This window comes from Pseudomonas sp. TSO6, assembly GCF_056098905.1.
Map to the genome: position 1 here is coordinate 206,893 of NZ_JBLZWV010000020.1, position 15,578 is coordinate 222,470.

The 15,578-nt window shown below is 63.2% G+C and carries 15 protein-coding genes; 12 read left to right on the forward strand and 3 right to left on the reverse strand.

Going from position 1 to position 15,578, the window contains the following annotated elements; all coding sequences use genetic code 11:
* Nucleotides 1-45: 45 nt before the first annotated feature.
* From fleN to ACN6NG_RS06935, 12 genes are all read left to right on the forward strand, one after another.
* Nucleotides 46-879, forward strand: a complete 834-nt coding sequence (gene fleN / locus ACN6NG_RS06880; protein ID WP_012273492.1) for a flagellar synthesis regulator FleN — start codon at nt 46-48, stop codon at nt 877-879.
* Nucleotides 876-1,616 (forward strand): RNA polymerase sigma factor FliA, encoded by a 741-nt coding sequence (fliA, locus tag ACN6NG_RS06885; RefSeq protein WP_016488414.1) that lies wholly within the window; start codon nt 876-878, stop codon nt 1,614-1,616. The genes fleN and fliA overlap by 4 nt, the downstream gene beginning before the upstream one ends.
* A 120-nt stretch (nt 1,617-1,736) precedes the next feature.
* On the forward strand, nt 1,737-2,111 hold the full coding sequence (locus ACN6NG_RS06890; protein ID WP_162489843.1) for a chemotaxis response regulator CheY: 375 nt from the start codon (nt 1,737-1,739) through the stop codon (nt 2,109-2,111).
* Nucleotides 2,112-2,131: 20 nt separating this feature from the next.
* Nucleotides 2,132-2,920, forward strand: a complete 789-nt coding sequence (locus tag ACN6NG_RS06895) for a protein phosphatase CheZ (RefSeq protein WP_016498567.1) — start codon at nt 2,132-2,134, stop codon at nt 2,918-2,920.
* 12 nt (nt 2,921-2,932) lie between these two features.
* Complete coding sequence (locus ACN6NG_RS06900) at nt 2,933-5,170, forward strand: chemotaxis protein CheA (protein ID WP_474313321.1); 2,238 nt, start codon at nt 2,933-2,935, stop codon at nt 5,168-5,170.
* 46 nt (nt 5,171-5,216) lie between these two features.
* Nucleotides 5,217-6,341, forward strand: coding sequence for a protein-glutamate methylesterase/protein-glutamine glutaminase (locus tag ACN6NG_RS06905; protein WP_229609964.1), 1,125 nt, complete (start codon nt 5,217-5,219; stop codon nt 6,339-6,341).
* Nucleotides 6,341-7,081: a flagellar motor protein gene (locus tag ACN6NG_RS06910; RefSeq protein ID WP_043197155.1), complete on the forward strand. Its 741-nt coding sequence runs from the start codon at nt 6,341-6,343 to the stop codon at nt 7,079-7,081. Before ACN6NG_RS06905 ends, ACN6NG_RS06910 begins: the two co-directional genes overlap by 1 nt.
* Before the next feature lie 3 nt (nt 7,082-7,084).
* A complete protein-coding gene (gene motD, locus ACN6NG_RS06915; protein ID WP_063423084.1) occupies nt 7,085-7,942 on the forward strand; it encodes a flagellar motor protein MotD in 858 nt (285 codons plus the stop codon).
* Nucleotides 7,943-8,091: 149 nt separating this feature from the next.
* On the forward strand, nt 8,092-8,880 hold the full coding sequence (locus ACN6NG_RS06920; RefSeq protein WP_016488407.1) for a ParA family protein: 789 nt from the start codon (nt 8,092-8,094) through the stop codon (nt 8,878-8,880).
* Nucleotides 8,880-9,773 (forward strand): CheW domain-containing protein, encoded by an 894-nt coding sequence (locus ACN6NG_RS06925; RefSeq protein WP_063423085.1) that lies wholly within the window; start codon nt 8,880-8,882, stop codon nt 9,771-9,773. Before ACN6NG_RS06920 ends, ACN6NG_RS06925 begins: the two co-directional genes overlap by 1 nt.
* 43 nt (nt 9,774-9,816) lie before the next feature.
* A complete protein-coding gene (locus tag ACN6NG_RS06930) occupies nt 9,817-10,296 on the forward strand; it encodes a chemotaxis protein CheW (RefSeq protein WP_003254393.1) in 480 nt (159 codons plus the stop codon).
* A 1-nt stretch (nt 10,297) separates the two neighbouring features.
* The gene (locus tag ACN6NG_RS06935) at nt 10,298-10,693 is read left to right on the forward strand and encodes a DUF2802 domain-containing protein (RefSeq protein WP_016498573.1); all 396 of its coding nucleotides are present in this window, start codon (nt 10,298-10,300) and stop codon (nt 10,691-10,693) included.
* A gap of 85 nt (nt 10,694-10,778) precedes the next feature.
* Here ACN6NG_RS06935 and ACN6NG_RS06940 read toward each other — a convergent pair whose 3' ends face one another.
* The 3 genes from ACN6NG_RS06940 to fliK form a co-directional block, all read right to left on the reverse strand.
* Nucleotides 10,779-13,463 carry a dermonecrotic toxin domain-containing protein gene (locus tag ACN6NG_RS06940; protein ID WP_474313325.1) on the reverse strand — a complete coding sequence of 895 codons (2,685 nt, stop codon included), beginning with the start codon at nt 13,461-13,463 and terminating at the stop codon, nt 10,779-10,781.
* Nucleotides 13,464-13,532: 69 nt separating this feature from the next.
* On the reverse strand, nt 13,533-13,874 hold the full coding sequence (locus ACN6NG_RS06945) for an EscU/YscU/HrcU family type III secretion system export apparatus switch protein (RefSeq protein WP_049275141.1): 342 nt from the start codon (nt 13,872-13,874) through the stop codon (nt 13,533-13,535).
* The gene (gene fliK, locus ACN6NG_RS06950; RefSeq protein WP_474313326.1) at nt 13,871-15,427 is read right to left on the reverse strand and encodes a flagellar hook-length control protein FliK; all 1,557 of its coding nucleotides are present in this window, start codon (nt 15,425-15,427) and stop codon (nt 13,871-13,873) included. The genes ACN6NG_RS06945 and fliK overlap by 4 nt, the downstream gene beginning before the upstream one ends.
* Between the last annotated feature and the right edge of the window lie 151 nt (nt 15,428-15,578).

Below are 15,578 nucleotides of genomic sequence, written 5' to 3' on the forward strand. Positions count from 1 at the left end.
CCCACGTGTGGCCTGAGTCCCAGCGAGACAAGGTAAAGAACAGACATGGGTAGCATGCATCCCGTACAGGTGATCGCCGTGACCGGTGGCAAAGGTGGCGTCGGCAAGACTAACGTTTCAGTGAACCTGTCCCTGGCGCTGGCCGAGCTTGGCCGCAGGGTCATGCTGCTGGACGCCGACCTGGGCCTGGCCAACGTCGACGTGTTGCTGGGCCTTACCCCCAAACGTACCCTGGCCGATGTCATCGAGGGGCGCTGCGAGCTGCGTGACGTGATGCTGCAGGGCCCTGGCGGTGTGCGCATCGTACCGGCGGCCTCGGGCACCCAGAGCATGGTGCACCTGGCCCCGGCCCAGCATGCAGGGCTGATCCAGGCGTTCAGCGAAATCGGCGACAACCTCGACGTGCTGGTGATCGACACTGCGGCGGGTATTGGCGAGTCGGTGGTCAGCTTCGTTCGCGCTGCCCAGGAAGTGCTGCTGGTGGTGTGTGACGAGCCCACCTCGATCACCGATGCCTACGCCCTGATCAAACTGCTCAACCGCGACTACGGGATGAATCGTTTCCGTGTGCTGGCCAACATGGCGCAGAGCCCGCAGGAAGGGCGCAACCTGTTCGCCAAGCTGACCAAGGTCACCGACCGCTTCCTCGACGTTGCCCTGCAGTACGTGGGCGCCGTACCGTACGACGAGTGTGTGCGCAAGGCAGTGCAGAAGCAGCGCGCCGTGTACGAAGCCTTCCCACGCTCCAAGTGCGCGCTGGCCTTCAAGGCGATTGCCCAGAAGGTTGACAGCTGGCCGCTGCCGGCCAATCCGCGCGGCCACCTGGAGTTCTTTGTCGAGCGCCTGGTGCAGCCCACCAGCGCGGGCCCCGTGCTATGAACGCCAGCGGCTTCAAGATGTACAGCCGGGCAGCGAAAGACGGCCAGTACGAGCTGATCGAACGCTACGCCCCGCTGGTGAAGCGCATTGCCTACCACCTGTTGGCGCGGTTACCGGCCAACGTGCAGGTCGAGGACCTGATCCAGGCCGGCATGATCGGCCTGCTTGAAGTGGCCAACAAATATGACGCCAGCAAAGGCGCTAGCTTTGAAACCTATGCCGGCATCCGCATCCGCGGGGCCATGCTGGACGAGGTGCGCAAGGGCGACTGGGCACCGCGTTCGGTGCACCGCAACACCCGCATGGTCAGTGACGCGATGCGTGCCGTTGAAGCCAGAACAGGCCGGGACGCTAAAGATCATGAAGTTGCTGCCGAACTCCAATTGAGTCTCGATGATTACTACGGGATCTTGAACGATACCTTGGGCAGCCGCCTGTTCAGCTTTGACGACCTGTTGCAGGACGGCGAGCACGAAGGGCTGCATGAGGATGGCGCCAGTGGCCATGTCGAACCTGCGCGTGGCCTGGAGGACGAACGCTTCCAGGCTGCCCTGACCGAGGCCATTGCCAACCTGCCGGAGCGTGAGCGCCTGGTACTGGCGCTGTACTACGACGAAGAGCTGAACCTCAAGGAAATTGGCGAGGTGCTTGGGGTCAGCGAGTCGCGGGTCAGCCAGTTGCACAGCCAGTGTGCCGCGCGCCTGCGTAGCCGCCTGGGGGAATGGCGGGCACGTTGAGCCCGGTGTCGTTGCAGTCGTTTTCCACGTGCGTTATCCACGTTGTACCGAATTGAATGAGTGCGTGCCCGGTAGACCGGGCGCGTTTGAGACTGCTTGGAGGTCTAATTGGACAAGAACATGAAAATCCTCATCGTTGACGACTTTTCGACGATGCGGCGGATCATCAAGAACCTGTTGCGTGACCTGGGCTTCACCAACACCGACGAAGCCGACGATGGCATCACGGCGCTGCCGATGCTGCAAAGGGGCGCCTACGACTTCCTGGTGACCGACTGGAACATGCCCGGCATGTCCGGCATCGACCTGCTGCGCAAAGTGCGTGCCGACGATCAGCTGAAGACCTTGCCAGTATTGATGGTGACCGCTGAAGCCAAGCGCGACCAGATCATCGAAGCGGCCCAGGCCGGCGTCAATGGCTATGTGGTCAAGCCGTTCACCGCTCAGGTGCTCAAAGAAAAGATCGAGAAGATCTTCGAACGCGTCAACGGCTGAGTCACGTCAGGGGGCGCGCCATGGATTCATCACAAACGTCTTTGGGGGAGTTCGAATCGACCCTGAAGAAACATGCCCAGGAGTTGGTCGAAAGCCTGGAACGGGGCCGTTTTGGCGAGGCGGTACAGCTGATTCACGAGCTGAACCAGACCCGCGATCGCGGCCTGTACCAGGAAGTCGGCAAGCTGACCCGCGAGTTGCACAGCGCTATCGTCAGCTTCCAGATCGACCCGACCATCCCGCAGGCCGAGGAGGTGTCGCAGATTACCGACGCTACCGAGCGCCTGTCGTACGTGGTCAAGCTGACCGAGGGCGCGGCCAACCGCACCATGGACCTGGTCGAGGCAAGCACCCCGGTGCTCAACGACCTGGCCAGCGAAGCCAAGGCGCTGAGCACCGACTGGCAGCGCTTCATGCGCCGCGAAGTGGCTGCGCCGGAGTTCCGTGACCTGGTCAAGCGCGTCGACAGTTTCCTGACGCACAGCGCTGAAGGTAACCGCAAGGTTGCCGGGCATCTCAACGACATTCTGCTGGCTCAGGACTATCAGGACCTGACCGGCCAGGTGATCAAGCGCGTCACCAGCCTGGTGACCGAGGTGGAAAGCAACCTGCTCAAACTGGTGCTGATGGCCAGCCAGGTCGACCGCTTTGCCGGTATCCAGCATGACCACGATCAACTGCGCGCAGAAAAAGATGCAGAAAAACATCCGACTCGGGGTGAAGGTCCGCAGATTCATGCCGATAAGCGTGAAGACGTTGTGTCCGGTCAGGACGATGTCGATGATTTGCTGTCCAGCCTGGGTTTTTAAGGAGCACGTTTGATGAGCTTCGGCGCCGATGAAGAAATCCTCCAGGATTTCCTGGTAGAAGCCGGCGAAATTCTTGAGCAACTGTCCGAGCAACTGGTCGAGCTGGAAAGCCGACCTGACGATGCCGACCTGCTCAATGCGATCTTTCGCGGTTTCCACACTGTAAAAGGGGGCGCCGGCTTCCTCCAGCTGAACGAGCTGGTGGAGTGCTGCCATATCGCCGAGAACGTGTTCGACATCCTGCGCAAAGGTGAGCGCCGGGTCGATGCGGAACTGATGGACGTGGTGCTTGAAGCACTGGATACGGTCAACAGCATGTTTGGCCAGGTGCGCGAGCGCGCCGACGTAACCCCGGCCACCCCCGAGTTGCTGGCGGCCTTGTCGCGCCTGGCCGAACCCGGTGGTGCCGAGGCCGCTGAAGCGCCTGCGGCACCGGTAGCCGAGCCGCCGGTTGCGGCCATGGCCCCTGCCGATGACCAGGACATCACCGACAGCGAGTTTGAACAGCTGCTCGATTCGCTCGACGCGGTCAAGGCGCAAGCCGCGGTCGACGAGCAGATGCAGGGCGAGACCATCAGTGGTGCGGGTGACGAAATCACCGACGCCGAGTTCGAGTCGCTGCTCGACCAGTTGCACGGCAAAGGCCAGTTCAGTGTCGAAGCTGCAGTACAGCCGGTCGTCGCACCCGCAGAAGCGGTAAGCGACGAAATTACCGACGAAGAATTCGAATCGCTGCTCGACCAGTTGCATGGCAAGGGCACGTTCCAGGCTGATGCCTTGCCTGCCGTCAAAGCACCGGCGCCGGTCGCGGTTGACAACAGCGCCGCTGGCGACGAAATCAGCGAGCACGAGTTCGAGGCCCTGCTGGACCAGTTGCACGGCAAGGGCAAGTTTGGTGGTGACGTTGCTGCGGTCGAGGCCCCGGTTGTGGCCAAGGCGCAAGCGCCTGCCCAGGCCTTGGCCGACAGCCAGCCGGTGGCCAAGCCAGCCGCTGCTGCGCCGGCGCCTGCGGCCGCCAGCAAGCCTGCGCCGGCCCCCCGTGCGCCGGCGCCGGCCGCCGAGAAGCATGCCGTCAGCGAAGCGGAAACCACCGTTCGCGTCGACACCGCGCGCCTGGACGAGATCATGAACATGGTCGGCGAACTGGTGCTTGTGCGTAACCGCCTGGTGCGCCTGGGCCTGAACAGCGGCGACGAGGCCATGTCCAAGGCCGTGTCCAACCTCGACGTGGTCACTGCCGACCTGCAGACGGCGGTGATGAAAACCCGCATGCAGCCGATCAAGAAAGTGTTCGGCCGCTTCCCGCGGCTGGTACGCGACCTTGCCCGCCAACTGAAAAAAGAGATCAACCTGGAACTGGTCGGCGAAGAAACCGACCTGGACAAGAACCTGGTCGAGGCCCTGGCCGACCCGTTGGTGCACCTGGTGCGCAACGCCGTCGACCATGGTGTCGAGATGCCCGACGAGCGTGAAGCTTCGGGCAAGGCCCGCACCGGACGCGTGGTGCTGTCGGCCGAACAGGAAGGTGACCACATCCTGTTGTCGATCTCTGATGACGGCAAGGGCATGGACCCGAACATCCTGCGCGCCAAGGCCGTGGAAAAAGGCCTGATGGACAAGGATGCCGCTGATCGCCTGAGCGAATCTGACTGCTACAACCTGATCTTCGCCCCAGGCTTCTCGACCAAGACCGAAATTTCCGATGTGTCTGGCCGTGGCGTGGGCATGGACGTGGTGAAAACCAAGATTTCCCAGCTCAACGGCTCGATCAACATCTACTCGGCCAAAGGCCAGGGCTCGAAGATCGTCATCAAGGTGCCGCTGACCCTGGCGATCATGCCCACCCTGATGGTGATGCTGGGCAACCAGGCATTCGCCTTCCCGCTGGTCAACGTCAACGAGATCTTCCACCTCGACCTGTCGCGCACGAACGTAGTCGACGGCCAGGAAGTGGTGATCGTGCGCGACAAGGCGCTGCCGCTGTTCTACCTCAAGCGCTGGCTGGTACAGGGCCAGGTGCACGAAGAGCAGCACGAGGGTCATGTAGTGATCCTGTCGGTCGGCACGCAACGCATCGGCTTTGTCGTCGATCAACTGGTTGGCCAGGAAGAAGTGGTAATCAAGCCGCTGGGCAAGATGCTGCAGGGCACCCCGGGCATGTCCGGGGCCACCATCACCGGTGACGGTCGCATTGCGTTGATTCTCGACGTCCCGAGCATGCTCAAGCGTTACGCCGCGCGGCGTATTTGATTTCGGTGGCGCACCCTGGCGGGTTGCGCCGCCTAATGGAGTGTTTATGGCAGTCAAGGTCCTGGTGGTGGATGATTCCGGTTTCTTCCGCCGCCGTGTCTCGGAAATCCTCTCGGCGGATCCGACGATCCAGGTAGTAGGTACCGCGACCAATGGCAAGGAAGCAATCGACCAGGCGCTGGCGCTCAAGCCCGATGTCATCACCATGGACTACGAAATGCCCATGATGGACGGCATCACCGCGGTGCGGCACATCATGCAGCGCTGCCCGACGCCGGTATTGATGTTCTCCTCGCTGACCCACGAAGGCGCTCGCGTCACCCTCGACGCGCTGGATGCTGGCGCGGTGGATTACCTGCCGAAAAACTTTGAGGACATCTCGCGCAACCCCGACAAGGTCAAGCAGATGCTGTGCGAGAAGGTGCATACCATTTCGCGCAGCAACCGCCGCCTCGGCAGCTATGCCAGGCCGGCGCCGGTCGCCGCCCCTGTGCCCGCCAGCAGCCCTGCGCCGGCCAGCAGCTTCGCCAGCCCGGCGACAGCCCGCCCTGCGGCGACCGCCCGTGCGGCTGCCCCGGCGGCGTCGCACTCGCCAGCCCCCAAGCGCAAACCTTACAAGCTGGTGGCCATCGGCACCTCCACGGGCGGCCCGGTGGCCCTGCAGCGGGTATTGACCCAGCTGCCGGCCAACTTCCCGGCGCCGATCGTGCTGATCCAGCACATGCCGGCGGCGTTCACCAAGGCCTTTGCCGAACGCCTGGACAAGCTGTGCCGCATCAACGTGAAGGAAGCCGAGGACGGTGACATGCTGCGCCCAGGTCTGGCCCTGCTGGCCCCCGGCGGCAAGCAGATGATGATCGACGGCCGTGGCACGGTGAAGATCCTGCCCGGTGACGAGCGCCTGAACTACAAGCCGTGCGTGGACATCACCTTCGGCTCGGCAGCCAAGTCGTACGGTGACAAGGTGCTGTCGGTGGTGCTCACCGGCATGGGCGCCGATGGCCGCGAAGGTGCGCGCCTGCTCAAGCAGGGCGGCAGCACCGTGTGGGCCCAGGATGAAGCCAGCTGCGTGATCTATGGCATGCCCATGGCCATCGTCAAAGCCAACCTGGCGGACGCGGTGTACAGCCTGGACGAAATCGGCAAGCACCTGGTGGAGGCCTGCGTCTGATGGACGTGCTCAGCCTGATCGGCCTGATTCTCGCCTTTGTCGCCATCGTCGGTGGCAACTTCCTTGAAGGCGGCCATGTCGGCGCTCTGGTCAACGGCCCGGCGGCGCTGATCGTGCTGGGTGGCACCCTGGCGGCTGCCTTGTTGCAGTCGCCGCTGTCCTCCTTCAAGCGCGCCTTGCAGATTCTGCGCTGGATCCTGTTCCCGCCACGGGTCGACCTGGCGGGTGGCATCGACCGTGTGGTGAACTGGAGCCTGACCGCGCGCAAGGAGGGCCTGCTGGGGCTGGAAGGGGTGGCCGACGCCGAGCCCGACCCGTATGCGCGCAAGGGCCTGCAGTTGCTGGTGGACGGTGCCGAACCAGAAGCCATCCGCAGCATCCTTGAAGTCGACTTCCTGACCCAGGAAAGCCGTGATATCCAGGCGGCCAAGGTGTTCGAGAGCATGGGCGGCTATGCGCCGACCATCGGCATCATTGGTGCGGTGATGGGCCTGATCCACGTGATGGGCAACCTGGCCGACCCCTCGCAGCTGGGCAACGGCATTGCCGTGGCTTTCGTCGCCACCATCTACGGCGTGGCCAGCGCCAACCTGATCCTGCTGCCGGTCGCCAACAAGCTCAAGGCCAACGTCATGCGCCAGTCGCGCTACCGCGAGATGCTGCTTGAAGGCTTGTTGTCGATTGCCGAGGGTGAAAACCCGCGCTCGATCGAGTTGAAGCTGCAAGGCTTCATGGAGTAACCCATGCGTCGCCGTCGTCATACCGAGGAACACGAAAACCACGAACGCTGGCTGGTGTCGTACGCCGACTTCATCACCTTGCTGTTCGCCTTTTTCGTGGTGATGTACTCGATTTCCTCGATCAACGAGGGTAAGTACAAGGTTATTTCCCAGGCCTTGCTCGGGGTGTTCAACGACCCTGAGCGCAGCATGAAACCGATCCCCATCGGCGATGAGCAGCCGTTGAGCGTGCGTCCGGCAGAGCCGCTGGTCAAAGACAGCGAGCAGACCGAAGCGGGCCTGGCAGCGACCAATGTCGACCCGCTGAAAACCATCAGCGATGACGTGCGCGATGCCTTTGGCGACCTGATCAACAGCAACCAGATGACCGTGCGCGGCAACGAGTTGTGGATCGAGATCGAGCTGAATTCGTCGCTGCTGTTCGGCAGTGGCGATGCCATGCCCAGCGACAAGGCATTTGCCATCATCGAAAAGGTGGCCAACATCCTCAAGCCGTTCGCCAACCCGGTGCATGTCGAAGGTTTCACCGACAACCTGCCAATCCGCACTGCACAGTACCCGACCAACTGGGAACTGTCGTCGGCGCGGGCGGCGAGCATCGTACGCCTGCTGGCCATGGAAGGGGTCAACCCGGCGCGCATGGCCTCGGTGGGTTATGGCGAGTACCAGCCGGTGGCCGGCAATGACACGGCCGAAGGCCGCGCGCGTAACCGCCGGGTGGTGTTGGTGATTTCGCGCAACCTCGAAGTGCGCCGCAGCCTGACCGGTTCGGGCAGTGCCCATGCAACGCCGGATGCTGCACTGCGCCGGGCTGGCACACAAAGTGCACCTGCAACGCCAGCAACGGTGGCGGGGCAGTAACTCGTCAATTCTCTGTCACCGCTTACCTTGTGGGAGCTGGCTTGCCGGCGATGCAGGCAGCGCGGTGTTTGGCACCGGCTTCGCCGGTGATCGCCGGCAAGCCAGCTCCCACAGGTGTCCGGCGAAATGTATGAGTCATGAGTCGTCCTATGAGAGTCTGGGCAGTAGCCAATCAAAAAGGTGGCGTCGGCAAGACCACCACAACCATCGCCCTGGCTGGCCTGCTGGCTGAGGCAGGCAAGCGCGTGGTCGTTGTCGACCTCGATCCGCACGGTTCGATGACCAGCTATTTCGGGCACAACCCCGATGCGCTGGAGCACAGCTGCTATGACCTGTTCCTGCACAAGGGCGCAGTGCCGGACGGCCTGCCCGGGCAGTTGCTGCTGCCCACCAGCGATGAGCGCATTTCGCTGTTGCCGTCGAGCACCGCACTGGCCGTGCTGGAGCGCCAGTCGCCGGGGCAGAATGGCCTGGGCCTGGTGATCGCCAAGAGTCTGGCGCAGCTGTGGCAGGATTTCGACTATGCCGTGATCGACAGCCCACCCTTGCTGGGCGTGCTGATGGTCAATGCCCTGGCCGCCAGCCAGCAGTTGGTGATACCGGTGCAGACCGAGTTTTTGGCGGTGAAGGGCCTGGAACGCATGGTCGGTACCCTTGCCATGATCAACCGCTCGCGCAAGCAGGCGCTGCCGTACCAGATCGTGCCAACGCTGTTCGACCGCCGCACCCAGGCCTCGCTGGGCACACTCAAGCTGCTGCGTGACACCTACGGCCAACAGGTGTGGCAGGGCTATATTCCGGTGGATACGCGCCTGCGCGATGCCAGCCGCAAGGGCGTCACGCCCTCGCAGTTCGACAGCAAGAGCCGCGGGTTGATTGCTTACCGGGCGCTGCTGAAGCACCTGCTGACCTACAAGACTGCAGTGCAGGTGGCCTGATGACCCAGACCCGACACACCAGCACCCGGCCGCAGATGGCCTTGCAGTCGTACCTCGATGGCCTGCTGCAGGAGGCCACCGAGGCCGAAGACCTGTTTGAGCCGCCAGCCTCGGCGGACGCGTTCGCCGAGGCAGTGCGTGAGGAACAGGCACGTGATGCCCGTCAGCTGGCCCGACCGGTACCCGCCGAAGCCCCTGCCAGCCTTGCCCCACGGCCGTTTGCCGAACCCAGGCTGGCGGTGCTGCCCAGCGTCGTGCCAGTAGAGGCGCCGGTGGTGACGGTGGTCGAGCAGGAGGTGCTCGCCGAGGCCGCCATTCCGGTGCTGGTCGAAGAACAAACCGTGGAACCCGCAGTGCCGCTGGTCGATGTGCACCTGCCGGCGCCCAATCTACCGGTGCCCCCGGCGACCGTCGACGGCCGCCCGGTGTGGGCGGCGGAGCCGTTCGAATGCCTGCTGTTCGACGTAGCCGGCCTGACCCTGGCGGTGCCATTGGTGTGCCTGGGCTCGATCTACAACCTGGCCGGCCAGGAGCTGACGCCGCTGTTCGGCCAGCCTGACTGGTTCCTGGGTATTTTGACCTGCCAGGCCGGCAACCTGAAGGTGCTGGACACTGCGCGTTGGGTAATGCCCGACCGCTACCGCGACGATTTTCGTCAAGGCCTGAATTACGTGATTTCCGTGCAAGGCTACGAATGGGGACTGGCCGTGCATCAGGTCAGCCGCTCGTTGCGCCTGGACCCGTCCGAGATCAAGTGGCGTAGCCAGCGCGGGCAGCGGCCGTGGCTTGCCGGCACGGTGATTGAACACATGTGTGCACTGCTCGACGTCGCCGCACTGGCCGAGCTGATCGCCAGCGGCGCGGTCAAGCAGATGCACGCCAAACAGAAATGACACAGAACACAACCGCCAAACAGCGGATTTTGAGGGTAGGGGAATGAAAAAGTCGTCTGCACAAGGTTCCGAAGATCCGATCCTGCAGTGGGTTACCTTCCGTCTGGACAACGAGTCCTACGGCATCAACGTGATGCAGGTACAGGAAGTGCTGCGCTACACCGAGATCGCCCCGGTACCGGGCGCTCCGAGCTACGTGCTGGGCATCATCAACCTGCGCGGCAATGTGGTGACCGTGATTGACACCCGTCAGCGTTTTGGCCTGATGCCGACCGAAGTCACCGACAACACCCGCATCGTCATCATCGAAGCCGACAAGCAAGTGGTCGGTATTCTGGTCGACAGCGTGGCCGAAGTGGTTTACCTGCGCCAGTCCGAAATCGAAACCGCACCGAACGTGGGTAACGAAGAGTCGGCCAAGTTCATCCAGGGCGTGTGCAACAAGAATGGCGAACTGCTGATCCTGGTCGAGCTGGACAAGATGATGACCGAGGAAGAGTGGTCCGAGCTGGAGAACATCTGAGTTGATCCTACAGGTTGCTGTCATCTTCCTGGCGCTGGTCTGGGCGCTGAGCCTGTGGTTCTTCCTCAACTACAGCAAGCGCCAGCGCGAGCTGGCTGCGCAGCAGGCCGAGGGCGATGCGCTGCGTGACCAGCGCATCAAGGACCTGGCCAAGCGCCTGGACGACTACCAGAACGGTACCGTGCGCATGGGCGAAGCGCTGCACGAACTGAGCGTGACGATGGCCCCGCTGCCTGACAGGCTCCAGCAGTTGGAGCAGCGCGACCCCAACAACGTCACCTTCTCCCAGGCGGCCAAGCTGGTTGGCATGGGCGCCAGCGTGGCCGAGCTGACCGAAAGCTGTGGGCTGACCCAGGCCGAGGCGGAGCTGATGAGCAAGCTGCACCGCAGCGGCTGACCTCGGTTACAGGCCTGCCTGGGCGCACCGGGGCAGGGGCTGATCCTGTATCGCGCTGCGGGTCAGGTAACTCAGGACGCCGACCTCAGGGTTTGCCCCAAGAATGGTAGTTGCCGATGGTTGCCACACTACCCAGTGCCTGGTCGTTGTTGCGCGCCTGGGCAATGGGGAAGGCCAGGTTTTCCGTGAGGGCGCGATAAGTGGTCTGCGGAATCGACTCCAGCTTGCTTAGTTGCCGCAGGAACTGCAGCCTGGGTAGATGCCGAGCAACTACATCGTTGAGCAAGCCAGGCCCGGTCATCCTGCTCAATTCCTTGGCGTAGGCTGCGTAACCGTGGGTGCCTGCCAGTGGCCTGATGTCGTAGAACGATAGATTGCTGCGGTAGCGTGCGTCCATCTCTGCAGAAATCGCCTGCAGGGTCGGGTTGTTGGCATGGCTGCCGATCATGTTGCTGTTGTAGTCACAATGCATGCCCAGCAGCTCGTTGTTCACCGGGCTGCCGAGGACCAGGCCATCAGGCGTGGTTTTCAAGGCTACCGAGCTGATCATGGCGAAGCTGTCGGGGTTGTCTTCGAAGCTGCGCAGCGTGTCGTCGACGTCCATGTAGATTCCGCCCTCCGAATGGAGTAACGGGTAGCGCAGTACGTCGGAGGCAGACGCGAAGTTTGCCCCGTTACTGTCCAGTGCCTGGCGGTACTGATGGTAGTAGTCAGTTTGCTCGAAGGCCGCGTAGAAGGGCTGCTCTTCCAGGGTTTTGATCTGAACGTTCGAAGCAGCGGTCAACTTTGCGCGGTTTTTCATGAAGGCTTTAGGGTTGGACTTCGACAGGTAGAACTCATAGGTAAAGCCCGTACCCTCAAGGCGTTTGGCATTGCTCGCGATGTTCTCCACCAGCTCATCCGGGATGCTCTTGCCGCCGACCCAGATGCTGAGGATTTTCTTGGGCAGTGGGGTTACTTCCGAGCTGTTGACCACAGGCACGCTGAGCGGCAGTTGCAGGTCGACGTCCAGGTTACGTAGCGTGTACATGCGCATTGCATCGCTGGCGCCACGCGTGGCCGGGTTGACCTGATACAGGTCGCGCGTGCCCGCGTTTACCTGGTAGTAATTTGGCAGGACTTCGTTGGCATCCTCCTGGAGGATGAAGGCATCGTTTTCAGTGTCATACAGTACCTGGACTTCGTTGCCGTCCTTGAGCGCCAGCAGCGGGTTGGTACCCGTTGCCCGATTCAAGGGGCCCCTGGCAATCCGCGTGGCTTCTACAGGTGGCTCGGCTGGCACGAAAAAGTCTGCCAGTATTTCTTCAGGTAGCCGGGGAGGGCTGTTGGGGCCCAGCGGGTAGCCCAATTGATCGTTAAGACGCGTGGGCAGGACGAAGCGCGAGCTTTTGCCTGGGAACAGCATTCGCAGGCCGTCTGCAGGGAGCAAGGCCAGTGGGGCGGCATTAAGCAGGCCGAAGGCGATGTTGCTCACACCAGCGTCCTTGTCTGCAAGGGTCTCGCCGTTGATCGCCTGATCGAGCCCCAGGCCAAATTGCGCGACACCGCCGGCTGCAAGCAGCGGGATCAGCTCGGGAACCACCAGCGCCAGTGGTGCCAGCAGGTTGATCGACGCCACGAGGTAGCCGCGCCAGCGAGCCTTGGTCACCTGCGCATCGCTGGTGATGATGAAATCGGCATCGGCATAGCTGCGCTCGCGCTGGCGTTGGGTGAGGGCTGTGAACAGATCACCTGCGAGCAACGGGCTGTAGTGGCCGGCCTTGTAGTTGATGTACTCGCGGGGGGGCCAGGGGCCGTCGACGGTGAAGCCTGCGCGGTTGGGCGATCGGTGGTGAAAACCGGGGTAGGCGCCAAGGCCCGCCAGCGCGGTATCCAGCCCACTGAAGTCCAGGCCATCGGGGGTGTCGGCCAGTTTGAAGTACTGGCGCAGGCGCAGGCGTTTTTCGTCGTCGCGGCACTGTTCGGCGAACCAGTCTTGCATGGCAGCCATACCGTCGAACTCATGCAAGGGCGATGCATTGCCTGGCAGGTACAGCAGTACTTTTGGCTGTGCCTCGTCTGTGATGCAGATCAGGTCGGTGGCTGCGTAGCCGTATACGTTCAAAGGCCTTGCTTGCAAACCGGGTGCTTTTGCCATCAGCCCCGCCACTTGCCACGCCATCTGGCGGCCTGCATCGCTCAACGAGCCTTCCTGGACCTGCTTGTTGCAGTCGGCCATGAAGCTGATCTGCATTGACTGCCGGTGGGTTTGTTCAGCCTGTTGCCAGTAATTGTCGAGCATGCCCACGAAGCGGGTGTGAAAGTCCAGGTCCCAGATGAACTGCTGCATGGCCTCGACGTCGACCGGCAGGTGTGTGCTGCTGTCGTAGCGGGCCGGGGTCGTGCGCCGGAACAGGCCGTTGAGCACCGAGAAGCGGGCGCTGTTGTCAAACACCCCAGGTTCGGGCAGGCGCTCGACGATGGTCAGCGGGCCATCTGGCAACGTGCCTGCCCAGTGGCCAGGGAGCAACTGGCCGATCAGGTTCTTGGCTGTTTCACCCTGCCAGTCTGAAAGCGTCGCTTGGGTAAGTGAAAGGCGCTGGACGATGACTGCCTGATTGCCACGGTAGTGCAGGGTGACTACGTCGGTCTGGTCGGGGTCAAGGTCATGGCCCTGCTGCGTCAGCCATTGGTGGATCGCACGGCTGGCTTCGCGGTCAGGGCGGGGGATATGGCTCAGGTGATCGCGAACGTACTGCACGGCGGCGGCGTTGATGCGGCTTGTGGACATGGTGTTCACCTTGCTCATTGACGGGAATGGCAAGGCTGAACGGCTGACGCCGACGGCGGTGTTAGATAACTACCGGTGGTTTGCCGGCGGCAGCAGTGCAGTGACCGGAGTGATGTCGCGCGGCGCCTCGGGTTCGTCGCTGAAACCGGCGGGCACCTTGCCCCGCAGTTGCCAGGCGAAGGCAATGATCTCGGCAATGGTCAGGTACAGTGCCTCCGGGATCTGCTCGCCCAGTTCCAGGCGTGCCAGCAGGCGCACCAGTTCGGCGTTTTCGTAGATCGGCACCTCATGCTCGCGGGCCAGGGCCAGTATGGCCTCGGCCAGCGCATCGTCACCTTTGGCGCTGAGGGTTGGGGCCTGCTGGCCGTCGTAGGTCAGGGCAATGGCCTGGCGGGGTGGTTTCTGTGTCATGCGTTTTCGTCTACCCAGCGTTGCTCAACCCGTGTGCGCGGGCCTTGAGGGGGGATGCCCGGGTGGCATTCCAGGTCGCCAACCTCCAGGCCGCGCTCGAGCAGGCGCTGGCGCAAGGCACCGAGCTGGCTGTCGATCAGCTTTGCGGTTTGTTCGCGCTCTGCCCACAGGTGCCCGCTCAGGCGGCCTTGGCTGAACTGCGCCTGTACTTGCAGTGGGCCGAGAGGTGAAAGGTCGAAGGCCAGTTCGATGCGCCACAGGGCTTGCAGAGGGTCCTGTGCTTCGTGTTGGCGGTCTGCCTGCTGTTGCGGGGTTTCTTCACGCTGCAGTTTGACCTGCAATGGGATGAACTCCTGGCCGTGGCGGATCGGCACTTCGGTTTGCCAGGTGGTCTGCAGATTGCCGTTTTCCAACGTGCCGGTTTGTTGCAGGCTGCTCATGGCATGGCTTTGCAGGCGCGAGATGGCCGCAGCGGCCAGGCGCAGCAGTTGTTGCAGGTCGCCTTCGTCTTCCATGGCCTTGAGCAGGCGCGAGGGCAGGGGGAATGCCCCTGGCTGCGGCTTGGGGCTGACCCGTTCGAGCATGCCCAGCGCGCTGCGGGCCAGCGCCGGCATGGTCACGGCCAGGCTGGCGGGCGCGAGGTCGGGCGTGCCGGGTGTGCTGGCGGGGGCCTGAGTGATCAGGCGCAGCAGGTGGGCCTTCAGGTCTGTGGCCACGCTGGCAGGAAAACCGCCCAGCAGTTTCGCTTCAAGGAAAGTGCCACTGTTGTTCAGGGCCTGGGCCACGGCCTTGGCGTCGCCTAGCTGGCGGGCGTCTGGCAGGCCGGCCAGCAGGCGCTCGGCGCTGGCACGCAGGTCGCCATCGACGCCCGGGTCGCGGGTGAGCTGTTGCAGGGCGTTGAGCAGGCCGGGCAGCGAGGCCTGGCGGTTTTGCTGGGTCAGCAGTTGCTGGGCAATGCTGAGCTGGTCCTGCCTGCCGCTAAGCGGGACAAAGCGCAGCGACTGGTCGCCCTGCACCAGTGCGCTGAGCAGGCTGCCAATGGCCAGTGGGCGCGGGCTGTCGATGCTCAGGGTGGAGCCGGCCTGGGCAGTGTTGAGCAGGCTGACCAGCGCCCGGTAGCTCGCCGGTTGCCCAGGCGCCTGGGCCAATGCCTGGTTGGTCAGGACCTTGCCTTGCAGCAGGGTGCCGACGGGCACTTTGCTGGTATCCAGGCGAGTGAGGGTGGTGATCTGGCTGGCGTTGGCCTGCTGCAGCATGATTGCCAGGCGGTTGCTTTCGGTCTGGCTGACAGTGACCTGGCTGCCTTGGGGTAGGGGCTGGCTGGCGCTGGCTTGCAGTTGGGTCTGCACGCCGTTGGCCTGCATCAACCGCAGTACCAGCTGAAATTCCTGGCCCGTCTGGCGCAGCGACACGACCTCGGCCTGCGCGGTCTCGCCGGGTGCCAGCAGGCCGGGCTGCGCCTGGATCAGGCGCAACAGTTCGCCGGTCATGCCCGCCTTCATGGCTTGGCTGTTGATCGCGGTTTGTGCGCCGAGACTATTGATTTCAGTCATGATTGTATACAACCTGTCGGACCCGGCCTCTTGGCAGCGCGGTGGCGCGTGTAATAATGCCGACCGCCCGTGGTTGCCAGTATAACGGCAGCGCGCGGGGCGACTTGAGACACAAGGGTTCTGGAGCGGCGGGGGGGGGGGGGGGGGGGGG